This window comes from Mycobacterium sp. NPDC049093 (genome assembly GCF_040704635.1).
In the GTDB taxonomy this organism is placed as follows: domain Bacteria; phylum Actinomycetota; class Actinomycetes; order Mycobacteriales; family Mycobacteriaceae; genus Mycobacterium.
On sequence record NZ_JBEZJS010000002.1, the window covers coordinates 418,238 to 442,304 of the forward strand.

Genomic DNA, 24,067 nt, shown 5'->3' on the forward strand with positions numbered 1-24,067 from the left:
CGAATTCTTACCTGTCGATCACGGCCGCAGATCCGGGTACACCGCGATCTAATGTAGCCGCCGCTGCCACATGCAGCTGGCCCTGCTCGAAATCCGCCCCGACATGCACCGGAGCCTGCCCCGCCGCAGCGCCGCCGGCGGCCGTGGCTTCCAGGTCGGGAGGCAGTGTCTTGGCGGGCGAATCCTTCGCGCCGGCGGCCGGCGGATCGGCCGGCCCACCCGCAGAATCCGGGCCAGGCAGGCCACCGGCCTCGCCCTTTTCGGCCTCACCCAGCTGCTCCTCGCCGTCCTCGTCGTCCTGCTTGCGGTCCTCGTCGGGTTCGTCGTCCTCGTCCCGATCGTCGTCCCGGCCGTCCCGCTCGTCGGCGTCGGTATTTCCCGACGCCTGGTCGAGCTGCGCGGCGTCGGCAGCGGGGCCACCTGCCTGCCCGGCCGCCTGACTCGCCATCTGCGCCGCCTGGGTCCCGGCCTGCGTGGCAGCCTGCGCCGCCTGGGTGAACCCGGCGAGTATTCCGCTGAGCGGGCTCACCAGCGAGCCCAGGATCCCGCCGAGAGCGCCGGCCGCGCTTGCCGCCGCATCGGATGGCGGGCTGCCCGCACCCGGCATGCCGGTGGGCATCGACGGCGAGGAAGCCGACGGCATCCCTGCCCCACCGCCCGACGGAGCAGCACTACCGCCGCCCGACGGGATGTCTCCGCCGCCGCCCGACGGGACCTCACTGTCTGACAGAACATCGTCGCTAGCAGTCAGGACGGCCGGATCCGCGGCCTCGGGGTCCGGCGGCCCGGTGGGCACCTGAGAATCGTCGGGCAGCGGCTCGAACTCCGCGCCGGCTGCGGTGGTGCCGCCGGCCAAGGTCTCGTACCGGGCAGCCGCGGTCTGCAATACGGCCGCGTTCTCATCGATCTGGCCGCACAGAGTTCTGAGATCGTCGTTCGAGTCGCCGACTGCCTTGGCCACCATCGCGAACTCGGCCGTCATCTGGGCCGCTGTCCCGAAACCCGGAACGATTCCCGCACTCGTGGTGAGCAGACTCATCGCGCCCAGCCAGTCGGAGTGTCCGTCGAGACTGTCGCGGGTGGCCGCGATCTGGCCGGCCTCGGTACACAGCACCCCGGCCACCATGGTGTCCAACCCGGACATCGTCTGGACCCGGCCGACCTGTTCGGTGTTGCGGCCCGCGTAGGCGCTGGCCCCGCTGCTGTCCCAGCTGTCGTCGGGGAAGGCCGACACGAGCACCTGCCCGACCGCGCCCATCTGGTCGGCCCCCTCACCGAAACGATGTCCGTCCTCCGGATCGCCGACTCCGGTGCTGTGCTTCATCGACTCGATGGTCTGCTGGCCGGCGGCCAGGACCGGCGACCGGGCGGCTCGGATCAGCCGGCCGCCGATCTGCGACGCGAAGAAGTTGGCGGTCTTCTGGCTGAGGTCGACCATCTGGCCGCCGAACGTGGATACCTGCTCGAGTTCGGAGCCGACGGTGTTGCGGACGATGAACTCTCCGACCTTCGCGGCACGCTCGGTCCACTTCAGATTGTTCCCGAGCACGCCTTTGCCGAGATCGGCAATATCCCCCAACAGTCCCATACCCCGTGTCCCCTTCGCCGGAACAGAGATTACCAGCGCATTCGACCCGGTCGGTGCACCAATTTCGGGCTCGCGACAGCCCCGGGACGACGGCCCTAGAACCCCCTCCGACCACCAACTATTGCAGTTGAACGGTCGTTTTCGCAGAAGCATCCGAGGGGTTACGCCGCACGACTGGGCGGCCTCTCAAGGGTGCCGCCGCAAGAGCCTTTCGGGGTGCCGCCGGAGGTAGCACCCGACCTCGCCGCGACCCGCTTCGGGATTTGCCATCCAAATTTGCTGCGCCGTCAGTTCAACCGGAATACGGACGGATCCTGCAAGCCGGACGGGTTGTGGTCGATACTTGAGCACGGTCAAAGTTCCCTTGTGTGAGTTCCGGAGGAGATTCAGGCGTGCCCGACCCCGACGACACCTTGCGTAGAGAGCTCGGCTGGACGGGTCCGGAGGAATCACACTTCGAACCCGACACCAGGCCGACCCGCCGCAAGCCACCAGAGCCGCCGCCCTCGATACCCGGGCGGCCCCCGGTGGATTTCGTGCCGTCGAAGGCTCCCGCCGGCTCCGGCTCCGATGATCCCGGCACGTCGCAAGTCGTACCCGTCGACCGCGACGCCGAGCGCGCCCGCAACACGTTCCGGGAGGCTCCTCCCGCGCCCCCGACCCCGCCGCAACAACAGGCACCTCCTCCTCCTCCGCCGCCACCACCCGCACCGCCGCAACCGCCGCACGACACCCATCAGGCCCCGCCCCGGCCGGATGCCTGGGAGCAGGGCCCGCCCGGCTGGCAGCTTCCGTCGCAGCGTCCTCCTGGCCCCGGGGGTCCGCCGCAGCCGCCGTACGGACCACCACCCGGTCAACCCTGGCCCCCCGAAGGCGGATTCGCACCGGATCCGGGTGCGCCCGCGCCCGGTGTGCCGCCCCTGCCGACCGGCTCCTACGCGGACCGCATCCGGGTCAACGACCTGGTTCCGCCGAAGCGTCAGCCACCGGGCAGCGGTTGGCGCTTGTTCGTCTATCGGGCCACGTTCGGGCTGATCAATCCCGGCCCGTCGCCCGAAGATCTCCGGGTCGCCGAGTTGGAGACCAAGATCAAGGGGCTCCTGCGCGGCCACTACAAGGTCGGGGTGATGGGCAAGGGCGGGGTCGGCAAGACCACCGTCTCGGCGAGCGTCGGATCGATCTTCGCCCAGTTGCGCCAAGACGATCGCGTCGTGGCCATCGACGCCGACACCTCGTTCGGCAAGCTCGGCAGCCGCGTCGATCCCCAGGCCCAGAGCTCGTACTGGGAGCTGGCCAACGACAAACACCTGGACTCGTTCGCCGACGTCCGCAGCCGAGTCGGCACCAACGCGGCGGGGTTGTTCGTCCTGGCGGGCGAGGGCACCCCGGCCCGCCGCCGCGTGCTCGACGCCGCCATCTACCGCGAGGCGACCACCCGGCTCGACAAGCATTTCTCTATCTCGGTGGTGGACTGCAGCTCGACGATGGACTCACCGGTGACCCAGGAGGTGCTGCGCGATCTCGACGGCTTGATCGTGGTGTCCTCCCCCTGGGTCGACGGCGCGGCGACTGCCGGACAGACGCTGGACTGGCTGGCCGCCCATGAGATGACGGACCTGCTGCAGCGCACCGTCGTGGTGCTCAACGACTCCGACGGCCACGCCGACAAGCGCACGCGGACGATCCTGGCCGGACAGTTCTCGGGTCAGGGGCAGCGGGTGATCGAAGTGCCGTTCGACGGGCATCTACGTCCCGGTGGTGTTGTCGATCCGCGGGAGATGTCGATGCCGACCCGGCGCCGGTTCCTGGAGATCGCCGCGGCGCTCGCCGAGCACTTCCCGACCCACGACGAGCGGCGGGACCGCTAGCCGGGCCTGCTCAGCGCATCGCGCCGATCAGCGCCTCCAGAGCGTGGACGGCGGATGCGTCGACCGGATACTCGGCCTCGGCGCGCGCCACGATGTCTTCGGAAACGCCGGCGGCCGTTGCGGTCTCACTGATCGTGAGATTCGACTGCCGACGGGCGGCATACAGGCGCTGCCCGAGCGTGGCGCCGGGCGCGGTGGCGGCCAGGGTGGTCAGCTCGTCAATCTGGCGCCGCACCGCACTGAGTGCTTTGATCAGCGCCGGGGTCACCATGCTGAGCCGCGCCGCGCGGGCAGCGACCGCCTCGAGCTGACGCAGGTCGGCGAGTACTGACGTGACCCGCGGGGTGAACTCCGGGTCCCCGACGGCGGGCAACGTAGCGATCGTCGACTCGAGGGTGTTCACCGCGGTGAGGACCGCCTGGGCGATCAGCGGTACCTCGTCACTGGCCGGCGGTGTGGTCGTCAACGGCACGGCCGCGGGTAGCGCGGTGACCACTGTCGGCGGCTCGATGTGTGCCGGAGCGGACATCGCCGGATCGGGTACCGGCCCACCCTGCCGGAGCCGGGCGATGGTGCCCGGCGGCCAGCGCAAGACCTCTTCGAGTTTGAGCCGGGTGCGCTCGCGGGGCCAGCTGCGGCCCTTCTCGAACGCGATGAGCGCTCCGGCGTTGATGATTCCGTCGGCGGCGAGGCTGCGCTGGCTGATGTCCAGTTCGCGGCGCCTGGCAGCGGCTGCAGCACCAGCGCGGATGAGTCCGACATCGAACTCGCCCGTGGCGAGATCGTACTCAGCGTCGGTCATACGGGGCTGTTTCCTCGCCAATGTGCTCAGCCTCAGCCAAGTGCTGAAGCGGTTGCCGGGACCCCTCAATCCTAACCCCAGACTGCAGCACCGCTACGCATTGGGTTTTTCGCATTCGTAGCAAACAACCCCGACGCTACGGCTTCGCGGCAGGACAAACCGCAGCCCTGCTACGGGTACACAGAGGTACCTGTCGAGGTTCTGACGTGCACTTTTAGATCTATATCGACTTTCCGCTGGTGGTTCACCATCGTTACCAATGCAAATTTCCGTAGCGTTGCACCGCTGCGGTTTGAACGAAACTGTTGCATCGCTACGGTTCTTGCTATAGCGTTCCCCTCAACGCGGTACACACCGCAACAAAAGTCCTAAACAGGAGCAGCAGCATGAACGCACTCATGGCCAACGGCATCCCGCTCGGCGTGTGCACCAGTGACCCGGAGCGGTGGACCTCCACCCCCGACGATCAGGCGAAGGTCATCTGCCGGGAATGCCCGCGGCGCTGGCTGTGCGCACGCGAGGCCTGCGAACTGCCCCGCGCGGAAGGACTTTGGGCCGGCATCATGGTTCCCGAGGCCGGCCGTGGCCGCAGCTTCGCGCTCAAGCAGCTGCGATCGCTGGCAGAGCGCAACGGCTACCCGGTGCGCAAGCTCGGCCTGGTTTTCCACGAAGCCGCCTGATCCCGCTCGGCAACACGGTCTTCACCAGATCTTTTTTCTGGCCTTCTCGCTGCCGATTCGAGGGGACGGCAGGGCGAGGGCGAGTTTCCACTGGGGGAGGAATAGGGGCCCGGGGTGTGTCGTTACACCCGCAGACGGTGCCGGGCATTGCCCCGGGCCCCACACCAGAAACGTCGCTTCGAGCGACCACGCGCCGCGAGGCGCAGTGACGGCACCGTCCCCCAACTTCTCTCTCCCGTTACCGCTCGAGCGTGACGACCACCGCGTCGAGCAGACTGTCCACCTCGTCCTCGTCGTAGCCGCGCTGAAACATCGGCGGCTTCGGGAACACGATGTTGCGGACATCATCGGCACCCAGGTGCCCGCGCCCGTCGAGCCTGCGGGCCACCAACGCCAGAAAGTCGTCGACCGACTTCTTGTCGTAGCCCCGCTTACCCAGCGGCGGCTTCGAAAATTCGGTGCTGCGAACATCTTCGGCAGTCAATCCCCCGGTCATGCCGGTCATGCTAACCGCGCACCGAGGCCGCCGGACGCGGTTACCGTGAGGTTCATGAGCAACACCGACACGGCGCCCGCCGAAGTCACGTGCACCAACTCGGAGTTCACCGGGGTGCTGCATCCGCGGGAGGTGCCGCTGGGCGGGCCGCGCGCACTGCTGGTCCGGCGCACGCTGCCGCAACGTGACCGGTCGATGATCGGCGCCTGGTGTTTCGCCGACCATTACGGACCGCACGACGTACGAGCCGCGGGCCGAGGCATGGACGTAGCGCCTCATCCCCATACCGGGTTGCAAACCGTGAGTTGGCTTTTCGAGGGCCTGATCGAGCACCGCGACAGCGCCGGGGTCCACGCCATGGTCCGCCCGGGTGAACTCAACCTGATGACGGCCGGTGCCGGGATCTGCCACTCGGAGGTCTCGACGCCGGAAACGACGATCCTGCACGGCGTCCAGCTGTGGGTGGCGCTGCCCGATGCCGCCCGCGACACCGGCCGCGACTTCGCGCACTACACGCCTCCGCCGCAGACCGTCGGCGGCGCCACCATCCGGGTGTTCCTCGGCGAACTCGAGCAATCGCAGTCACCGGTGCACACCTTCACGCCGCTGCTGGGCGCCCAGATCGACCTCGACCCGGGCGCCGAGTTGACGCTCGACGTCGATCCGGCCTTCGAACACGGCGTGCTCCTGGACCAAGGCGCGATCGAGGTGTGCGGGACCACGCTGGCAGTCGCCGATCTGGGATACCAGGCCCCGGGGCGTACACAGCTTCACCTGACCAACCGTGACAGCGGCCCGGCCCGCGCGGTTCTGCTCGGCGGACCGCCGTTCACCGAGGAACTGGTGATGTGGTGGAACTTCGTCGGCCGCAGCCACGACGACATCGCGACCTACCGCGAACTGTGGCAGGCCAACGATGCCCGCTTCGGCGACGTCCGGGGCTATGTCGGCAACATCGCGCGGTTACCCGCGCCGCCCCTGCCGAACGGACGGCTCAAGCCCCGGCCGCGCCCCTCGAGCTAGGCGTTCAGATACTGGGCCGTGCTGCCCCCCACCGGCATCTCGGGCAGCCCGAGCTTGCGGTGGTCCCAGCTGCGCAGCCGGCTGGGAACGACCCGCACCGCGATGCGGTTGTTCATCATCTGGTCGACGAACGGGCGCATCTCCTCGGTGTAGGGACCGGTGTAGCGCTCCCACACGCTGATACCCACGCGCAGAATGGTTTCCGGATCGTCGACGATCTCCGCGGTGCCGTCTATCGACACCCCACGCAGCGTGTTGTAGGTGTCGCCGTCCTCGATCATCGTCGTGATCGTGGGATCCCGACGCAGGTTGACCGCCTTCTGCGACTTGGCTTTCGTCTCGAACCAGATCTCACCGTCGAGCACCGCGTACCACATGGCGACCAGGTGCGGTCGGCCGCTGGGCAGCACGGTGGCCATCGTCGCGGTTCGGCTGCGCTCGATGAATTCGGCGATCTCATCGTCACTCATGACGATCTTCGTGCGCTCGTTCTTGCCCACCTGTCACCTCTCTGATCGGTCAGCCCACCATAGCCACGGCCCCACCGGCCCCCGCGAACGCGGTCGGTAACCCGACCGGCCGCCTACAGCACGCCGAACTGTGAGGTCACCCACCGCACCGGGTCCACACACCGGAATGGGGCAATACCCCTGGCGTGCAGCCGATTTCCGGTTGGCGGATGCCCGAGCGCCGACACCGCGAAGTACCGGGTGGCCAGCCGCGCTCCGGCCGACGGGTTCTCCACGGCTGACACGATCGAGCCGCCGTGCAGACGGGCCAGCAGGCTGCGCACCTCCTGATCGAGCAGTTGGCCGTCGACGTCGTCGTACTGCTTGCCGTCGGAGGTGTCCCGCAGGAAAGCCGCTCCCCCGTTGGACATGACCAACGCCCATTCCGAACCCTGCACGTCACGCAGGGCCCGCAGCACGTCGAACTTGGACAGGATCACCGCCAGCTTGGGCTGACCGGGATTGACTGCCACCAGCAGATTGCCCAGGACCGAGCGTGGCTCCCCGCCGCTGAACGGCTGCGGCGGCAGGAGATCCTGCAGTTGGTCACGGATCGCCTTGACCCGCAGCGGGTCGAACATGAAGAACACCGCGTCGGCGTGGCCGAAGAACTGGAAGGGCGGCGCGCGCAGGTCACCGTTCTCCAGGTCCTCGCCCGCCACGTCGCGCAGTACCAGGAACCGGCGCACACCGTGCCAGCTCCCGATCGAAAACACCAGGGGTTCACGCTGATTCGGAGCTTGGGTGTGCACCGTCGGGGTGGGAGGGAGCAGGCCCCGCTGCACATACAGCGGGCCTTCGTAGTTGGTGGCGTAGTTCTGGGCAGTGGCCCGGGTGACCGGTTCCAACACCACACCGAACCGCTCGCAGAGCAATTCCAGCTGCTTGATCAGCACGGCGATGTAAAGGCTCTTGCCCGTCGCCCGCGCACCGGCCAGCGCGATGCAGATGGCGTGGCCCTCCCGGAAACCCTCGGGGAGGGTGAAATGGCAGACCGGGCAGATCTCCACAGCGGGCCCCTGCAACGCCCGGTTCGCCTCGGACACCGGAGGCGGCGGACCGTTGTACCCGGGAGATCGGGTCCAGGTGTACAGCGGCCCACAATCGGCGGGCGCGCCCACGTAGGTCGAGGCGACATCGTCGCGGTACCGGGTGCCGCCGGCCTGGGCCGGCAGGGTCCACAGATGGTTGTTGGGACTCAGCTGGGTGAAGCAACGCGGGCACTTGCTCATGTCAGCCCCGGCTCCCCCTCAGTCGTTCCGCCAGCGACGGATTCGCACCCCGCCGCGTCATCAGCCTGTCCACCATCTTCCGGTACCCGCGCATCGTCCCCTCAGAGGAATCACCCGACAACTGCGCCATCAACACCACCACGGATTCCGCGTCGGCGCCGCCCATCGTGGCAGCCACCTTTCCGGCCAACACGCCCGCGAGCTGCTCGACCGGGTCAGGGGCATAGGCGGCGGACTCCGCTGCCGCGTTGCGCAACAGACTGAGCGCCACCACCGTCACCGGCGCCAACTGGCCGCCGTCGACCAACGGTAGTACCCGGGCCACTGCCTGTGCGCCGCAACCGCTTTCAGCGGCCAAAGCGTTACAGGCCTGCGGATAGGGCTGGCCGGCGAGCACACCCAACAGCGCGAACGCCAGCAGCCGCACCGAGAAATCCGGGTGGACGGTCTGCGGTTCCACCTCGGCCAGCACCTGATCCCACAGCGGCGAGTACGCGCTCTGGTGGGTATGCAGGTACCGCTGCTGCAACCAGTTCCGCGGCTCGATGTGGCGGACCGCTGCGCAGGCCACCACCACGCCGTCGCCGTCGTCGTTGTCGTCGATCACCTTGCCGGCCAGCTGTTGCAGTGCCGCCGAGTCCGCGGCACCGAGAAGTGTGCGCACCGCGGCCCGGCCCGGCAGCTTGTCGGTACCGACCGCGAGCAGGAGATCCCGCGGATTCCAGACCGAGGCCGCCACGGTGGCCTCAAAGCTGTCCGGATCGGTGGTCCGCAGCCACCACAACTGCGCGCCGGCATCACCCGGATGCCGCGCTCCGCTCCGACGCGACCGGAGCCCGCGCAGGGCGGCGCGGATCCACACCGAATCCCAGGGCTGGGCAGCGGAGAGTTCAGCCGGCTCGGGCACCGGGCCGGCCTCGGCCAGCCAGTCCAGCACGTCGTCGCCGATGACGCTGCCCTCGGCGTCGCCGTCGCGCAGCAACCAGGTGCCCAACGCCAGCCGCTCGGCGCCGCCGATCACCCCGCGCACCCGCGGATCGGCCAGACCGGGCAGCACACCGTCGGTCAGGGCGACCTGGAGTCGGTCATCTACAACCCCGGCCCGCAACAGCAGATCGACGACCCGTAGCAACCGGTCGGCGCCGTGCTGCCTGCCGCGGTCCAGCGCCGGTCCGATGGCCGCCCGCAACGACGAAGGTGTTGGTTTCCCGTGAAACGTTCTCGGCCCCAACGGGATTGGTCCGTCCTGCGACATCCAGGCGTCGTCGACGATGGCCCGGGCGAAGTAGGTGGCATCGGCGTACGTCGCTCCGGCACCCTCCGGCAGTTCGTGCCGCGCCCGCCAGGCGTCGGCGGTGGTGACGCCCACCACAGCGGCGAGCACGTCGGCGATGATGTAGGCCGCCGCGGAGCCGACCAGTGCACCCGCCGGGGAATGCGCGGCGATCACCTCATGGGCCTCGGCCTGCGCGTCGGCGAACTCCGGGTTCCCAGCCACCGCCATCGCGATCGGCCAGGCCGGATGCAGCCCGTCATCGCGCACCTGGCCGGAATACGTGTCGATGTCATCGAGGGCACCGCGGGCCGACGCCACATCGAGCAGCACCACCTGCGCCATCACCGACCACCGGGTCACCTCGATCCGGTGCCCGCCCGCGGTGCGGTGCGGATCTCCGCCGAGCTCACCGAGCGACACGGTCTCGGATTCGCTGATCACCACCATGCCGGGTTCGACCGCGGAAAGGTCCTCGAACGGCACCGCGCTCAGCACCTGGCCGTTGTGCGGCGCGACCTGCTCGGCACGGTCGAAGGTGGAGAAGCTCAGCCTCGCCGCGGTGCCCGGCGACATCAGGAAACTCACCAGACCGATCCACTGTGCCGCCGCATCCGGGGACTGCACACCCAGCACCACCGGCGGCCCGCCCGCGAGCGCCGCGGCCACCGCATCCAGGAGCGCGAACAGCGTGGCCAGCCGCCAGGTGGTGGTGTCCAGCGCGAACGCCACCACGCTGTCCTTGGTCACCGAGCTGCCCAGCTCCGGCAGGGTCGCCGGGAGTTCGGCACGGGCCACCGCGGCGGCGCCGTAAGGCTGCAGCCAGTGCGGTGACCGCCACCGTTCGATGGCCCGGCAGCGCGGGTGGGTGTCGGGCGCGCGGTCCAACAGCACGTGGGCGAACACGTTGCCCGGCCGGCCCGTACTGTCCGAGCCCGCCGGGAAGGTATGCCAGTACCCCGCGCCGCCGGGGACATCGCGGTACGCCAGCCGGCGCGGGCCCAGCTCGAGCTGCTCGGGGGTCGGGAAATCGGGCGTCTGGTCCACCGGCCGGAAGACCGTGTGGACACCGGCTATCAATGCCTGGGTCTCGGCGGGCGTGAGCCCACCGGTCGTTTCCTTGACCTGCCAGCCGCCGACGGTCCCGACGGCATCGAACGACGTGTAGGCGAGCTGGCCGTAGCGCGACGTCATAACACCGTCGCGGTGAGCTGCAAGGTCGGCGACGGCGGGTCCAACAGTGCGACGGTGCGCAACTGGAGTGGGTCGGTGATATTGAGGAAAAGACGGATCCAGCCGTGCAGACCACTGACGTTGGCGGCCCACAGTTCGCCGGCTCCTGACGCCGTCGCCGCCGTCCAGCGCAGGTACTTGGACGGATGATCCGCCAGCTGGCCCTGCGCATCCAGCGGAGCGACGTCGACGGGCTGACCGTCATGCACACTCAACGGCATCCGCTGCGGATTGTTGACCAGAACGAACGCCGGCGAGCCCGGCACTTCGTACTCCGACCGCACGGCGACGGTGGCCGTCGTGGGGAACCCGCCGGGATCGCGACCGATCCGCACCGCGTACTGCAACCTCAACATGCCCGCGTACTCGATGCTGGCCACCGGCCCGGTCACCCTTCGGCCGCCGGAGAACGCCACCGGCGCGAGGTGCAGTGAACATCCGCCCACCGGGAGCGCACCGGTCAGGTGCATGCCACCGTACTTCTCGTAGTCCTCCAGGGAGATCTCGAAGGATCTGCCGGTCAGGCCGGACCGAGGGTCGTGACCCTTGGGCGCGAGAGTCACCACCACACCGGCCGCGCCGGCCGGCCATTCGAACGTCAGCACCTGCTTGTTGCAGTACTCGACGAGTTCGACTTCGCGGATGGTTCCGGTGTGTACCGCCGATACCGTGCGGCCGAGGACCGCCCGCCCGGCCAGGATCGTCACCGGCGTGACATAGGCCCGGCTCCACCCCTGGGGCCACGGCACCCCGGTCATCAGGGTGCGGGTGCTGCCGTCTGGTTGTGCCTGGTTGGCCGCCGGCTGCCTCAGGCGTAGGTCCGGCGCCAGCCCCACCTGCTCGAGGGCGTTCTCGGGAAGTTCGGTGGACACACTCCCCGCGCTCGGACCGGTCTGGCTGAGATAGATCGCGACCTCTGCTCCGGGAGCCGCCCAGGACACGTCGAACGACTCACCGTCGAAGGCGGTGTCCACCGAGATGTCGGTGACCGCGGCGAGCACCGCAGACACCTCCACGTCGGCGTCGACGGCTTCCGACAGCTGCACGCCCCCGTCGACGTTGACCGCGCAACGCACCCGGTAGCGGTAACGCATACCTCGGGCCGCCCCGGAGTCGACGAAACCGGTCCGGTGCTCGCCGTCGGCCAGGATCCGGTAGCGGGACTCGTCGATCGCGGGTGCGTCAGCCTCCTCGAGCGGGATGCGGTGCACGTGCACGGCGCTCGTCGCGGGCGGTGACGTCCACTTCCCGATCACCAGGCCGCTGTCCTCGCGGATGGACACATCACCGGGCGGTGCGACGAACACCCCACTGGCGTAGAGCACCGGCCGGGTGCTCAGGGCGTCCGCGCGGGACGTGCCGGTGATGACCCAGACCTGGTAGTAGCGCACGGGCCCGGTCAACGGCCGGTCGTCGCTTGCCGCCGACAACGGAGTCGCGGCCACCAGGTCAGCGTTCTCCGATGATCGGGGCGCCCGGTCCTCGGCGCTGACCACCCGGTACAGCACCACTCCCCCGTTGGCCTGATAATCCGGCCAACTCAATTCGACGACGCCGGGGCGGGACTCGCCGTGGCGGAAGGCAATCGGGTGCACGTCACCGGCCGCTGACGGCTGCTGCTGCTTGTCGGGGGCCCGGGTCTCCAACTCGGCCAGTACCCGGGCCATCTCTTCGGCATGTTCTGCCACCGAACCGGGCAACATCTCGCGGATCTGCTCGACATCGGTGCGCCCCGACCGGAGCACGAGCCGCAGATGGGCTTCCTTGAAACTGCGCGCTGCGACCGCGCCGGAATCGACCAGTTGCTGACGCCAGGCCAGCAACGGCGCCAGCCGGGGATCCGCGTCGTCGGGATCGTCGACGGGATACAGATCGGGCATCAGAACACCAAATCCCCGCCGGACATGAGCGCTACGCGTCACGTGCTCCGGCAGCTCGAACAGCGCGAACTCCTGAGGTGCCGGGCCCACACTGGCCGACACACCCAGAAACGCTACCGCAGCAGCGGCCTGGTCACTGCCACATGGTGGGCCGGGCCGATGCGACATCACTGCACACACGGCATAAGTTCGGAACATGTCTCCTGCCGGCTCGTCGGACGCCGACCCGCTGCCTGCACGCCGCGTTGTCGGCGACACCGGCCTGATGCCCGCGGCGTTCATCGGCCACGGCAGCCCGATGAACGCGCTCGAGTCCAACCGCTTCACCACTGCCTGGCGCAGTTTCGGTCAGACCGTGCCGCGGCCGCGGGCGATCCTGGTGATCAGCGCGCACTGGTACATCAACGCCACCGCGGTCACCGCGATGCCGAGCCCACGGACCATCCACGACTTCTACGGATTCCCGCGTGAGCTGTTCGAGGTGCAGTATCCGGCGCCGGGGTTGCCAGAGCTGGCCGAGGAGGTCGGCGAGGTGGTGAAGCCGACGTGGGTGGGTGCCGACGTGGACAGCTGGGGCATCGACCACGGCACCTGGTCAGTACTGGTACACGCCTTCCCCGACGCGTCCATACCTGTTGTGCAACTGGCCATCAACGCCAACGAGCCGGCCGAGTACCACCTGCAACTCGGCGCCACGCTGGCGCCACTGCGTGAGCGCGGTGTGCTCATCGTGGGCAGCGGAAACATCGTGCACAACCTCGCCGGCATGGACCCCACCCAACCCGAAGACGGGTTTACCTGGGCCAAGAGATTCGACGACGACGCCCGAGAACAACTCACCCACTCCCCCGCCGACGTCCTCGATCTCGCGGCACATCCGGACTACGCAGCCGCCGTTCCCACCCCGGACCACTTCATCCCGATGCTGTACTTCGCCGGGCTGGCCGGTGCCGCACCAGATTCCGGGAGATCACTGGACACCCTGGTCACCGGCTACACCTACGGGTCGTTGTCGATGACGTCGTATGTACTGCGCTGAGGCAGCTCAATTCGTCGAACCCACGCTGAAAGGCACGCTATGGTGACGGGCGTGTTGAGCCATGACGAGCAGGTAAACCCCGTCGGGGTGTAGGCACACGTGCGCGGAATCATCCTGGCCGGCGGTTCCGGCACACGACTTCATCCGATCACCATGGGCGTCAGCAAGCAATTGCTGCCGGTGTACGACAAGCCGCTCGTCTACTACCCGCTGTCCACTCTGATCATGGCCGGCATCCGCGACATCCTGGTGATCACCACACCGGTCGATGCCCCGGCGTTCCAACGGCTTCTTGGGGACGGCTCGGCCTTCGGGGTGAACCTGACGTACGCAGTCCAACAGCAGCCCGAGGGCCTGGCTCAGGCATTCATCATCGGAGCCGAGCACATCGGCACCGATTCCGTGGCACTTGTGTTGGGCGACAACGTCTTCTATGGACCGGGCCTGGGCACGAGCCTGCGCCGGTTCCAAAATGTCAGCGGCGGAGCGATATTCGCGTACTGGGTGGCGAACCCGACGGCCTATGGCGTCGTCGAGTTCGACTCCAACGGGGCAGCGCTGTCGCTGGAGGAGAAGCCCGTCGTCCCCAAATCCCAGTACGCGGTGCCCGGGCTGTACTTCTACGACAACGACGTCATCGAGATTGCCCGGTCGCTGCGCAAGTCGGCCCGCGGCGAATACGAGATCACCGGCATCAACCAGACCTACCTGAGCCAGGGCCGACTCTCCGTCGAGGTACTGGCCCGCGGCACCGCGTGGCTGGACACCGGCACCTTCGACTCGTTGTTGGACGCCAGTGACTACGTCCGCACCATCGAACGCCGCCAAGGACTGAAGATCGGTGTGCCAGAAGAGATCGCGTGGCGGGAGGGCTACATCGACGATGCCCAACTGGCCGCACGCGCCAAAGAGCTGCCCAAATCCGGATATGGCGACTATCTACTGGAGCTTCTGGCGCGTAAGTAGGTGCGGATGCGCACCTACTTACGCGGCACCGGTCAGCGTTCGCCGTTGATCTTCTTGCCGATATCACCGGCGATCGAAAAGCCGGCCGTCACGATGTCACTGCTGCATGCCCGGACGTCGACGACCACATTGGCCCTCCGGGACACTCCGCGACTGCAGGTGATCGCATCGGCGGCCCCGCTGATGTCGGTGAAGATCGACATATTCAGGAACTCTTTGTCCTTATCCTCACCGTTGCCGGAGGTTTTCACCGTGTCGGTGCCCAGCCCGTCGTAGGTGGCGTTGATTGTCTTGTATCGGCACTCCTTCCAGTCGGAGGCCTGCTTCTGGAACGCCGCCTTTGCCGCCGCCTCGTCAGGGAACAACACTGCGGCCTGGACCATATGGAATCCCGTCCCGCCCTGCACAGTCTGGATCGCCACTCCCGTGTAGCCGGAATCGCCATACGTCGATTGCGCACCCGGAGCCCATACACCCGCGCAGTTCGGCGGTGTGACGGGGTCGGTGGACAGTGACGTCTCGACCGGCCCGGGCGTCAGTCCCGAAATATAAAGTCGCTTCTCGATCTCACTGGCCGACAGCAGCACACCCTCCAACTCCGACGCCTCCACGGTGCCGTCGGCGCCGGGCAGTGCCGCCGTTGCCGAGGTGGTGGCCGGACTCTTCGACGTCGTCTGGGTAGACCCCGACGGAGGTGCACTGGTGGTACCGGTCGCGACCGGACCATCACTCGTCTCATCGCTGCCACCGAGCTTGACTGCGACCAGGACGATCGCCAGCACCAAGACGACCACGCCGGCAATCGCGCCCCCGATGATCCACGGCCCCTTGTTGTTGTTGGGCGGCTGGCCGTACGGCGGGTTCATCATCGGCGGTGCGTTCCACGGACCGGGTTGACCGGCCTGCCATTGCCCGCCGGGCATCGGAGGCGGCGGATACGGCGATCCCTGCGGAGGCCCCTGCGGAGGGCCCGCCGGAAGCCAGGGTGACTGCGACGGGGCCGGCTCATTGCCAGGCCAGCCGCCACTGCCCTGGAACGGGTCGTTTCCACCAGGATTCATTTGTGCTCCATATCTTGTTGTGAACGAGCTCGAGCCACCAGCCCGCGTCGCCGGCCCGGTGTTCGCGAAAGGGCTTCGGCGGCGGGCGCTTCGGTGCCTTCTCCTGGTTCCCGGCTGAATTCCCCACGGGAAGGTATCGCTCGGTCCGCATGACGCGGACGCATCGCCAGAACTGCCCTCTGGTGCCCAAGATCCGGGCATAGGGGTTCTTGTCGAACGGATGCAGCGGGTCTCCCGTTGGCCACCACACGGATTGGCCGGCCACCCGCGCGGTTGCGCCGGTTACGCACCGTGATCTGGTCGGCCGCTGCGCCGCCGCATATCGGACAGCGCAAAGGACCCCTCCAGTTCTTTGGTGCTCTCGACAGCCCGGACCACCCTAACCCTGCGGAACACCAGCTGAGGACACCAATCTGCCGATCCGATCTGGAACCTCGTTGCCGTCCCGCAAAGAAGTGTGATCGAAGCGTTGCCTGCGGATTTAGGCTTTTGTTCATGGGTGGGCGATGCGTGCCAATCCGGTCTCGCTGCGTAATGCTGCGCGCGCTCACGTTGAAGTGAGTCAGTTTGTCTCAGGTCTGGGAGCGGGGCAACGACCATTGACGCGCGTATGGATTCGAATCGCCGAAACGCTGGCGGGGCTGCTGTGCCTGGTGGGGTGCTCTGGCGCCGTGCGTAATCCGATATCCCCCGAGGAGGCGCGCCGCCAGGTTATCGATGTGTCCGGTCAGGTGATTGTGGATCTCGGCGCCGAGGTGGCTGACGCGAGGTTCGGCTACGACTCGTGCAATGACTATGGCAAACCACCGTTCCAGGGCCACAGCAGGCTCAAGTTGTGGATGCCCGGAGCCGACCGGTCGCGTGAGGTTTCATCGGATTCGGTGCTGAATAGATTGCGACAATACGGCTGGCAGATCGATCCCGACTTTCATTCCCACGCCACCACATTCAAGCGCGACGGGGTCGATGTGAGTGTGTGGGTGATACCGCCGCCCGAGCCCGACCAGCCACCCGTTGCTCACGTGATGATCGACGTGTTGGGCGAATGCCGCGACAATTTCGACCATCGCAGCAACCAGACAAACTCGCTGTCGGAAGACATCAAGGGAGAACTGGCCTCCGGTTAGAGGTACAGAAATCCATTAGCGCGCAACGGATCCGTTCCTGAGACTCAGGGCGGCTCCACTTTTGTCCTGGACCGTGCATGGAGCGGCTCGGAGCTAGAGGCGCCGCGGCGGCTGGGTGCCGGCCACCGGCCACAAGATATGCGGCGGGGACGAAGCCATCGCCCTGCGCGTCGATAGAAGGAACGGTCAGCACCAGCGGCAGACGCCGGGAAGTCTGAAGTTCGAACCTCGCGCGACGATGCCCGGCCTTCGGCGGCGGCCTGCACGCGCCGAACGCACTGGGTCTACCCACCAAACACAAAGGCCGCGAACCCAGTTGGGTTCGCGACCTTTGAGTTGCGATTCGTAGAACCGCTCTCTGTGGGCGAAGGGGGACTTGAACCCCCACGTCCCGAAGGACACTGGCACCTGAAGCCAGCGCGTCTGCCATTCCGCCACTCGCCCGAATGACCGAGGCAGCGTAACACTGCGAGCGCGCCGTTCCCAAACCAGCCGATCAGCGGGCCGATCAGGCGGCCGTCAAACTGTCAGAAAACCCTTAACCTCATCTAGATCAGGTCACTGACCTGCATCGATCGAATTCTCAGAGTTCTGTTGGTCCCGCATTACGGCACCAGGCCGATACCATGCTTGTGAGCAGTGTGGCCAGAGCGACACGCGGGAGCACGGGTGGCCGTGCCGAGGCGACGTACGACAACGAGAAAAGGCGGGCGGTGACATGGGTCTGGTCGACCGCATCGAACGCAAACTCGAGTCAACCGTCGGCGATGCGTTCGCCCGGGTCTTCGGCGGCTCGATTGTGCCCCAGGAAGTAGAGACGGCGTTGTGCCGGGAAGCCGAGTCCCAAGCCCGTACGGTGGCCGGTGGACAAGTTTTGGCACCGAACGACTACGTAATTACGCTCAGTGGCACTGACTATCAGAAAGTAAGCGCCGATACTGACCTGACCTCGACCGCGTTCGCCAAACATCTGGGGGGATTCATTCGTGATCAGGGGTGGCAAACGTATGGTGATGTGGTCGTTAGATTCGAGCAATCACCGAACTTGCACACCGGACAGTTCCGCGCACATGGCGCGGTTAACCCCGATTCGACCGCTGGCGAATCCGCGCGAGCCCAAGGCGACCATGCGTTCACCGCAGAATCAGGAGAACCACCTATGACCGATAACCCGAATTACCGCGGCGGCCAGGGACAAGGGCGGCCCGGCGACGATTATTACGACGACCGTTACGGCCACCCGCAGGATGACCCCCGTGGTGGGCAGTACCCGCCGGATCAAGGCGGCTACCCCCCGCAGGACCAGGGTGGTTACCCTCCGCAGCGCGGCGGCTACGGCGGCGACCGCGGTGGATACCCCGACCAGGGTGGTTACCCGGATCAGGGCGGCTACCCCGACCAGGGTGGTTACCCCGATCAAGGCGGCTACCCCGACCAGGGTGGCTACCCTCCGCAGTCCTACGAGCAGCAGCGCCCGCCCGCCGGCTACGGCGGCCAGCAAGGTGGCCAGCCGGGCGGTGGTTATGACCGCGGCTACGGCGGCCAGCCGGGCGGTGGCTACGGCCAGCCCCCGCAGGCCCCGCAGGGTGGCCAGCCCGGTTACGGCGGCGGTGACTACGACTACGGACGTCAGGACCCCCGGCAGGGCGGCGGCTACCCGGAGCAAGGTGGCGGTTACCCCGAGCAGGGCGGCTACGGCGGCGGCGGCGGACAGTCTTACGGACGTCAGGACTACGGCCAGCCGCAGGATTACGGCCGCGGCTACGCCGAGCCTCAGCAGGGCGGCGGCTACGCGGAGCCGGGCTACGGCGACGCCGCAGGTTATGGCGAGCAGGGCGGCTTCGGCGGCGGCGACTACGGCGCACCGCAGGGTGGCCAGCCCGGTTACGGTGCCCAGCCGGGCGGCTACGGCGGCGGTGACTATGCCGCAGGCGGCGCTGCAGTCACCCTGCAACTCGACGACGGCAGTGGCCGCACCTACCAGCTCCGTGAAGGTGCCAACGTGATCGGCCGCGGTCAGGACGCACAGTTCCGTCTGCCCGACACCGGGGTGTCACGCCGGCATCTCGAGATCCGGTGGGACGGCCAGGTCGCGTTGCTGTCAGACCTCAACTCCACCAACGGCACCACGGTGAACAACGCACCGGTGCAGGAGTGGCAGTTGGCCGACGGTGACGTGATCCGGCTGGGCCATTCCGAGATCATCGTGCGCGTGCACTGAGCGTCTGAGACCGGACACACCTGAGTGGCAAGCACCCCGCTTCGCCCTCACGGCGAACGCCGTCCAAGTATCGTGACGTTGCCGACGGTAGCTGAGCGATACCAGTGGGGCGGATACGGAGAGGACGTCAGATGCAGGGGTTAGTGCTGCAACTGACGCGTGTCGGATTCCTCCTGCTGCTGTGGCTGTTCATCTGGTCGGTGCTGCGCATCCTGCGGACCGATATCTATGCGCCCACGGGCGCTGTGATGGTGCGCCGGGGGTTGGCTCTCCGCGGCTCTCTGCTGCCGAGTCGGGACCGACGCCACATCGCGCGGCAATTGGTGGTCACCGAGGGAGCACTGGCCGGTACCCGCATCACGTTGGGTGCCCAGCCGGTGCTGATCGGCCGTGCCGACGACTCCACTCTGGTGCTCACCGATGATTACGCTTCGACGCGCCACGCCCGGCTCTCGCCACGAGGTTCGGAGTGGTACGTCGAGGACCTAGGATCGACCAACGGCACATACCTTGACAGGGCGAAGGTGACAACAGCGGTAAGGGTTTCGATCGGGACGCCGGTCCGAATCGGTAAGACGGTAATCGAGTTGCGTCCGTGACGCCGCGCACGCGAGGAGCAGATCGGATACTGCGCATGCGAGGAGCACGAGAAACAACATGACCCTCGTACTCCGATATGCCGCGCGCAGTGATCGCGGGCTGGTTCGCGCCAACAACGAAGACTCGGTGTACGCCGGGGCGCGGTTGCTGGCACTGGCCGACGGCATGGGCGGCCACGCCGCAGGTGAAGTGGCCTCACAACTGGTCATCGCGGCACTCGCCCACCTCGACGACGACGAACCCGGCGGCGACCTGCTGGGCAAGCTCAACACGGCCGTCGCCCAGGGCAATGCCGCGATCGCGGCACACGTCGAGGCCGACCCTGAACTCGAGGGTATGGGCACGACACTCACCGCGATCCTGTTCGCGGGCAACCGGCTCGGGCTGCTCCACATCGGCGATTCCCGGGGATACCTGCTCCGCGATGGCGAGCTCACCCAGATCACCAAGGACGACACCTTCGTCCAGACCCTGGTCGACGAAGGCCGGATCACCGCCGAGGAGGCCCACAGCCATCCGCAGCGCTCGCTGATCATGCGGGCACTGACCGGCCACGAGGTCGAGCCGACCCTGATCATGCGCGAGGCCAAGGCAGGCGATCGCTACCTGCTCTGCTCGGACGGTCTGTCTGATCCGGTCAGCCACGAGACCATCCACGAGGCCCTCCAGATCGAGGACGTCGCCGAGAGCGCCGACCGGTTGATCGAGTTGGCGCTGCGCGGCGGCGGACCGGACAACGTGACGGTGGTGGTCGCCGACGTCGTCGACTACGACTACGGGCAGACCCAGCCGATTCTGGCCGGCGCGGTGTCCGGGGACGACGACCAGAGCGCGCCGCCCGACACGGCTGCCGGACGGGCTTCTGCGTTCAACCCGCGCCGCAACGAGCCCAAGCGCGTGGTCCCCCAGCCGGCCGAGCCGGACCGCAAGCCACGGTCACGGCGCCGGATCCTGATCGCGGCCGTACTGCTGGTGCTGGTGCTCATCTGCGGGCTGGCCGTCGGACGGCAGATCATCCGCAATAACTACTACGTCGCCGAACACGACGGCACGGTGTCGATCATGCGCGGGGTGCAGGGCTCGTTTCTGGGCATCTCCCTGCAGGAGCCGTACCGCCTGGGCTGCTTGAACGCCCGCAACGAACTGTCGCTGATCGGCGTTGACGAGGACCGGAGCCGGCTCGACTGCCGGTTGATGGCGGTCGACGACCTGCGTCAGTCCGAGCGCACCTCGGTGTCGGCCGGCCTGCCCGGCGGCACGCAAGACGAGGCCATCAAGCAGATCAACGACCTGGCCCACGGCTCCGTCCTGCCGGTGTGTACACCGCGCACCGCGCCGACGACGTCGAAGCCCGCCCCGCCGCCCAGTCCGTCGCCGTCACCCACTCCGGGTGCCGCGCCGACACCGACTCCGGCACCTGGCGCCGAGACGCCGGCACCCGAGACACCTGCGCCTGAATCCTCGGCGCCAGGGACCGCCGTTGTGCCGGCCCCGGTGCTACCGACACCGTCCCCGACCGTCACCGCATTGCCGCCCCCATCACAAGAACCGGGGAAGAACTGCCGAGCCGTGTCATGACGACTCAACCCCAGTCGCCGGTTACCGTCATGCCGCCGCTACCCAATCGGCGCAACGCGGAACTTCTGCTTCTGGGGTTCGCGGCCTTCATCACCACCATCGCGCTGCTGATCGTCGAGGCCAACCAGGAGCAGGGTCTGAGCTGGGACCTGGTGGGCTACGTCGTCACCTTCATCGCCCTGATGGGCGTCGCCCACCTGGCCATCCGGCGGTTCGCGCCGTATGCCGACCCGCTGCTGCTGCCGGTCGTGGCGCTGCTCAACGGGCTGGGCCTGGTGATGATCCACCGGCTGGATCTCGCCAAGGGTGAAACCGCAACGGATGGGCTCGGTGGCACCGCCAGCCAGCAGATGACGTGGCTGCTGATCGGCGTGATCGGCTTCTCCGTCGTGGTGGCGTTGCTGACCGACCACCGCATGCTGGCCCGGTACGGGTACATCTGTGCGCTGACCGGCCTTGTGCTGCTTGTGATTCCGGCATTGCTGCCGACGAGATACTCCGAGCAGTACGGCGCGAAGATCTGGATCCAGTTCCCCGGCTTCTCGATTCAGCCCGCCGAATTCTCCAAGATCCTGCTGCTGATCTTTTTCGCCGCGGTGCTGGTGGCCAAGCGCGATCTGTTCACCAGTGCGGGGAAACACTTCTTCGGACTCGATCTGCCGCGCCCCCGTGACCTGGCTCCCCTGCTGCTGGCCTGGGCTGCCTCGGTGGGCGTGATGGTCTTCGAAAAAGACTTGGGCACTTCCCTTCTGCTGTATGCCTCGTTCCTCGTACTCGTCTACGTGGCTACCGAGCGGCTCAGCTGGGTGGTGATCGGGCTGACCCTCTTCGCCGCGGGAAGCGTTGTGGCATACCAGGTTTTCGGCCATGTCCGAGTGCGGGTCGAGACCTGGCTCGACCCGTTCGCCGATCCCGATGGCGCCGGCTATCAGATGGTGCAGTCCCTGTTCAGCTTCGCCACCGGCGGCATCTTCGGCACCGGTCTGGGCAACGGACAACCCGGCACGGTGCCCGCCGCAGCCACCGACTTCATCATCGCCGCGATCGGCGAGGAGCTCGGATTGGTCGGGCTCGCAGGCGTTCTCATGCTCTACACGATCTTCATCATCCGCGGCATGCGCACCGCGATCGCGGTGCGTGACAGCTTCGGCAAGCTGCTCGCCGCCGGCCTGTCCGCCACCCTGGCCATCCAGCTGTTCATCGTCGTCGGAGGTGTCACCAAGCTGATTCCCCTGACCGGGCTGACCACCCCGTGGATGTCCTACGGGGGATCATCGCTGCTGGCCAACTACATCCTGCTGGCCATCCTGGTGCGCATCTCGCACTCCGCGCGCCGGCCGATCACCACCACACCGGCGCCCAACCCCACCCCGATCGCAGCGGCCAGCACCGAGGTGATCGAGAAGGTATGAACACCTCCCTGCGCCGGGTGGCAGTCACGATCATGGTGCTGATCGTGCTGCTGTTGGCGAACGCCACGATCACCCAGGTCTTCACCGCCGACGGGCTACGCGCGGACCCGCGCAACCAGCGGGTACTGCTCGACGAGTATTCGCGCCAGCGGGGCCAGATCACCGCAGGCGGCCAGCTGCTGGCCTATTCGAAGGCCACTGACGGCCGGTTCCGCTTCCTGCGGGTCTACCCCAACCCCGAGGTGTACGCCCCGATCACCGGGTTCTACTCGCTGGGCTATTCCAGTACCGGGCTGGAGCGGGCCGAAGACACCATCCTGAACGGCTCCGACGAGCGCCTCTTCGGCCGCCGGCTGGCGGATTTCTTCACCGGCCGCGACCCGCGCGGTGGCAACGTCGACACCACCATCAACCCGCAGGTGCAGCAGGCCGCCTGGGATGCGCTGCAGCACGGCTGCAACGACGGCCCCTGCAAGGGCTCTGTGGTGGCCCTGGAGCCCTCGACGGGCAAGATCCTTGCCATGGCGTCGTCTCCCTCGTACGACCCCAACCAGCTCGCCACACACGATCTGGGCGCCCAGAGCCAGGCCTGGCAGCAGTTGCGCGACAACGAGCAGTCCCCACTTCTCAACCGCGCCATCTCGGAGACCTACCCGCCGGGCTCGACGTTCAAGGTGATCACCACCGCCGCGGCCCTTCAGTCCGGCGCCACCCCGGACACCCAGCTGACCGCGGCGCCGCGGATCCCGCTGCCCGACAGCACCGCGACGCTGGAGAACTTCGCCGGGTCCTCATGCGGCCCCGGTCCCACCGCGACGCTGCGCGAGGCGTTCGCCAGATCGTGCAACACCGCTTTCGTTCAGCTGGGCCTCAATACGGGTGCCGACAAACTCAAGTCCACCGCCCAGGCGTTCGGACTCGACGAAGCGCCGCCCACCATCCCGCTACAGGTGGCCGAATCCACCACCGGCCCGATTTCGGACGCGGCGGCACTGGGTATGTCCAGCATCGGGCAACGGGATGTCGCTTTGACACCCCTGCAGAATGCGCAGGTGGCCGCCACCATTGCCAATGACGGGATCGCGATGCGCCCGTATCTTGTGGATAGCCTAAAAGGACCCGACCTGGCCACGATCGCCACCACCGCCCCCGCCCAAGAGCGCCGGGCGGTGTCACCCCAGGTCGCAGCTACACTTACGGACTTGATGGTCGCCGCCGAGCAGGTGACTCAGCAGAAGGGAGCCATCGCCGGCGTGCAGATCGCTTCTAAGACCGGTACGGCAGAGCACGGGACCGACCCCCGTAACACTCCGCCGCATGCCTGGTACATCGCATTCGCACCGGCCAGCGACCCCAAGGTCGCGGTCTCGGTGTTGATCGAGGACGGCGGGGACCGGTTGTCGGCCACCGGCGGCGCACTCGCCGCCCCGATCGGACGTGCCACCATTTCGGCGGCACTGCGGGAGGGTTCATGAGTCC

The 24,067-nt window shown here is 67.5% G+C and carries 19 protein-coding genes and 1 tRNA gene; 11 read left to right on the forward strand and 9 right to left on the reverse strand.

Features of this window, described 5'->3' with window-relative positions; genetic code table 11:
• Window positions 1–7 precede the first annotated feature (7 nt).
• Window positions 8–1,588 carry an EspA/EspE family type VII secretion system effector gene (locus AB0876_RS07505; protein WP_526041642.1) on the reverse strand — a complete coding sequence of 527 codons (1,581 nt, stop codon included), beginning with the start codon at window positions 1,586–1,588 and terminating at the stop codon, window positions 8–10.
• Window positions 1,589–1,980: 392 nt separating this feature from the next.
• Here AB0876_RS07505 and AB0876_RS07510 point away from each other — a divergent pair, with 392 nt between their 5' ends.
• The gene (locus AB0876_RS07510) at window positions 1,981–3,456 is read left to right on the forward strand and encodes a MinD/ParA family ATP-binding protein (RefSeq protein WP_526041643.1); all 1,476 of its coding nucleotides are present in this window, start codon (window positions 1,981–1,983) and stop codon (window positions 3,454–3,456) included.
• 10 nt (window positions 3,457–3,466) lie between these two features.
• Here AB0876_RS07510 and AB0876_RS07515 read toward each other — a convergent pair whose 3' ends face one another.
• Window positions 3,467–4,258: a transcriptional regulator gene (locus AB0876_RS07515; protein ID WP_526041644.1), complete on the reverse strand. Its 792-nt coding sequence runs from the start codon at window positions 4,256–4,258 to the stop codon at window positions 3,467–3,469.
• A gap of 386 nt (window positions 4,259–4,644) precedes the next feature.
• Here AB0876_RS07515 and AB0876_RS07520 point away from each other — a divergent pair, with 386 nt between their 5' ends.
• Window positions 4,645–4,938: a WhiB family transcriptional regulator gene (locus AB0876_RS07520; protein WP_491840018.1), complete on the forward strand. Its 294-nt coding sequence runs from the start codon at window positions 4,645–4,647 to the stop codon at window positions 4,936–4,938.
• A gap of 238 nt (window positions 4,939–5,176) precedes the next feature.
• On the opposite strand, the gene AB0876_RS07525 is transcribed toward AB0876_RS07520, so the two are convergent.
• Window positions 5,177–5,443, reverse strand: a complete 267-nt coding sequence (locus AB0876_RS07525) for a DivIVA domain-containing protein (protein WP_491840017.1) — start codon at window positions 5,441–5,443, stop codon at window positions 5,177–5,179.
• Between the two features lie 45 nt (window positions 5,444–5,488).
• Here AB0876_RS07525 and AB0876_RS07530 point away from each other — a divergent pair, with 45 nt between their 5' ends.
• Window positions 5,489–6,457, forward strand: coding sequence for a pirin family protein (locus AB0876_RS07530; RefSeq protein WP_491840016.1), 969 nt, complete (start codon window positions 5,489–5,491; stop codon window positions 6,455–6,457).
• On the opposite strand, the gene AB0876_RS07535 is transcribed toward AB0876_RS07530, so the two are convergent.
• From AB0876_RS07535 to AB0876_RS07550, 4 genes are all read right to left on the reverse strand, one after another.
• Window positions 6,454–6,957, reverse strand: a complete 504-nt coding sequence (locus tag AB0876_RS07535; protein ID WP_491840015.1) for a pyridoxamine 5'-phosphate oxidase family protein — start codon at window positions 6,955–6,957, stop codon at window positions 6,454–6,456. The two genes, AB0876_RS07530 and AB0876_RS07535, sit on opposite strands and share 4 nt — an antisense overlap.
• Window positions 6,958–7,040: 83 nt before the next feature.
• The gene (locus tag AB0876_RS07540) at window positions 7,041–8,198 is read right to left on the reverse strand and encodes a hypothetical protein (RefSeq protein ID WP_526041645.1); all 1,158 of its coding nucleotides are present in this window, start codon (window positions 8,196–8,198) and stop codon (window positions 7,041–7,043) included.
• Between the two features lies 1 nt (window position 8,199).
• On the reverse strand, window positions 8,200–10,665 hold the full coding sequence (locus tag AB0876_RS07545; protein ID WP_526041646.1) for a GAP1-N2 domain-containing protein: 2,466 nt from the start codon (window positions 10,663–10,665) through the stop codon (window positions 8,200–8,202).
• Window positions 10,662–12,686: a SaeA-related protein gene (locus AB0876_RS07550; RefSeq protein WP_526041647.1), complete on the reverse strand. Its 2,025-nt coding sequence runs from the start codon at window positions 12,684–12,686 to the stop codon at window positions 10,662–10,664. The genes AB0876_RS07545 and AB0876_RS07550 overlap by 4 nt, the downstream gene beginning before the upstream one ends.
• 163 nt (window positions 12,687–12,849) lie before the next feature.
• Here AB0876_RS07550 and ygiD point away from each other — a divergent pair, with 163 nt between their 5' ends.
• Both ygiD and rfbA read left to right on the forward strand, forming a co-directional pair.
• Complete coding sequence (gene ygiD / locus AB0876_RS07555; protein ID WP_526041923.1) at window positions 12,850–13,623, forward strand: 4,5-DOPA-extradiol-dioxygenase; 774 nt, start codon at window positions 12,850–12,852, stop codon at window positions 13,621–13,623.
• Window positions 13,624–13,722: 99 nt separating this feature from the next.
• Window positions 13,723–14,589: a glucose-1-phosphate thymidylyltransferase RfbA gene (gene rfbA / locus AB0876_RS07560; protein ID WP_491840011.1), complete on the forward strand. Its 867-nt coding sequence runs from the start codon at window positions 13,723–13,725 to the stop codon at window positions 14,587–14,589.
• Between the two features lie 32 nt (window positions 14,590–14,621).
• Here rfbA and AB0876_RS07565 read toward each other — a convergent pair whose 3' ends face one another.
• Window positions 14,622–15,650: a sensor domain-containing protein gene (locus AB0876_RS07565; RefSeq protein WP_491840010.1), complete on the reverse strand. Its 1,029-nt coding sequence runs from the start codon at window positions 15,648–15,650 to the stop codon at window positions 14,622–14,624.
• Window positions 15,651–16,156: 506 nt separating this feature from the next.
• On the opposite strand from AB0876_RS07565, the gene AB0876_RS07570 reads away from it, so the two are divergent.
• Window positions 16,157–16,777: a lipoprotein LppJ family protein gene (locus AB0876_RS07570; RefSeq protein WP_526041648.1), complete on the forward strand. Its 621-nt coding sequence runs from the start codon at window positions 16,157–16,159 to the stop codon at window positions 16,775–16,777.
• Between the two features lie 361 nt (window positions 16,778–17,138).
• Here AB0876_RS07570 and AB0876_RS07575 read toward each other — a convergent pair.
• A tRNA-Leu gene (locus AB0876_RS07575) sits at window positions 17,139–17,221 on the reverse strand.
• Window positions 17,222–17,495: 274 nt separating this feature from the next.
• Here AB0876_RS07575 and AB0876_RS07580 point away from each other — a divergent pair.
• From AB0876_RS07580 to pbpA, 5 genes are all read left to right on the forward strand, one after another.
• Window positions 17,496–18,998: an FHA domain-containing protein gene (locus AB0876_RS07580; RefSeq protein ID WP_526041649.1), complete on the forward strand. Its 1,503-nt coding sequence runs from the start codon at window positions 17,496–17,498 to the stop codon at window positions 18,996–18,998.
• A gap of 131 nt (window positions 18,999–19,129) precedes the next feature.
• The gene (locus AB0876_RS07585) at window positions 19,130–19,597 is read left to right on the forward strand and encodes an FHA domain-containing protein FhaB/FipA (protein ID WP_029110475.1); all 468 of its coding nucleotides are present in this window, start codon (window positions 19,130–19,132) and stop codon (window positions 19,595–19,597) included.
• Between the two features lie 58 nt (window positions 19,598–19,655).
• A complete protein-coding gene (locus tag AB0876_RS07590) occupies window positions 19,656–21,176 on the forward strand; it encodes a PP2C family protein-serine/threonine phosphatase (RefSeq protein ID WP_491840007.1) in 1,521 nt (506 codons plus the stop codon).
• Window positions 21,173–22,588 (forward strand): peptidoglycan glycosyltransferase RodA, encoded by a 1,416-nt coding sequence (gene rodA / locus AB0876_RS07595; protein WP_064885491.1) that lies wholly within the window; start codon window positions 21,173–21,175, stop codon window positions 22,586–22,588. Before AB0876_RS07590 ends, rodA begins: the two co-directional genes overlap by 4 nt.
• Window positions 22,585–24,063 (forward strand): D,D-transpeptidase PbpA, encoded by a 1,479-nt coding sequence (gene pbpA, locus AB0876_RS07600; RefSeq protein ID WP_491840006.1) that lies wholly within the window; start codon window positions 22,585–22,587, stop codon window positions 24,061–24,063. Before rodA ends, pbpA begins: the two co-directional genes overlap by 4 nt.
• The last annotated feature ends 4 nt before the right edge of the window (window positions 24,064–24,067 follow it).

What these genes read in the sequence shown, in the direction of transcription:
- AB0876_RS07505 (WP_526041642.1), bottom strand. Translation starts at nt 1,588, where the DNA reads ATGGGACTGTTGGGGGATATTGCCGATCTCGGCAAAGGCGTGCTCGGG.
- AB0876_RS07515 (WP_526041644.1), bottom strand. Translation starts at nt 4,258, where the DNA reads ATGACCGACGCTGAGTACGATCTCGCCACGGGCGAGTTCGATGTCGGA.
- AB0876_RS07520 (WP_491840018.1), top strand. Translation starts at nt 4,645, where the DNA reads ATGAACGCACTCATGGCCAACGGCATCCCGCTCGGCGTGTGCACCAGT.
- AB0876_RS07525 (WP_491840017.1), bottom strand. Translation starts at nt 5,443, where the DNA reads ATGACCGGCATGACCGGGGGATTGACTGCCGAAGATGTTCGCAGCACC.
- AB0876_RS07530 (WP_491840016.1), top strand. Translation starts at nt 5,489, where the DNA reads ATGAGCAACACCGACACGGCGCCCGCCGAAGTCACGTGCACCAACTCG.
- AB0876_RS07540 (WP_526041645.1), bottom strand. Translation starts at nt 8,198, where the DNA reads ATGAGCAAGTGCCCGCGTTGCTTCACCCAGCTGAGTCCCAACAACCAT.
- AB0876_RS07545 (WP_526041646.1), bottom strand. Translation starts at nt 10,665, where the DNA reads ATGACGTCGCGCTACGGCCAGCTCGCCTACACGTCGTTCGATGCCGTC.
- ygiD (WP_526041923.1), top strand. Translation starts at nt 12,850, where the DNA reads ATGCCCGCGGCGTTCATCGGCCACGGCAGCCCGATGAACGCGCTCGAG.
- AB0876_RS07565 (WP_491840010.1), bottom strand. Translation starts at nt 15,650, where the DNA reads ATGAATCCTGGTGGAAACGACCCGTTCCAGGGCAGTGGCGGCTGGCCT.
- AB0876_RS07570 (WP_526041648.1), top strand. Translation starts at nt 16,157, where the DNA reads ATGCGTGCCAATCCGGTCTCGCTGCGTAATGCTGCGCGCGCTCACGTT.
- AB0876_RS07580 (WP_526041649.1), top strand. Translation starts at nt 17,496, where the DNA reads ATGGGTCTGGTCGACCGCATCGAACGCAAACTCGAGTCAACCGTCGGC.
- AB0876_RS07585 (WP_029110475.1), top strand. Translation starts at nt 19,130, where the DNA reads ATGCAGGGGTTAGTGCTGCAACTGACGCGTGTCGGATTCCTCCTGCTG.
- AB0876_RS07590 (WP_491840007.1), top strand. Translation starts at nt 19,656, where the DNA reads ATGACCCTCGTACTCCGATATGCCGCGCGCAGTGATCGCGGGCTGGTT.
- rodA (WP_064885491.1), top strand. Translation starts at nt 21,173, where the DNA reads ATGACGACTCAACCCCAGTCGCCGGTTACCGTCATGCCGCCGCTACCC.
- pbpA (WP_491840006.1), top strand. Translation starts at nt 22,585, where the DNA reads ATGAACACCTCCCTGCGCCGGGTGGCAGTCACGATCATGGTGCTGATC.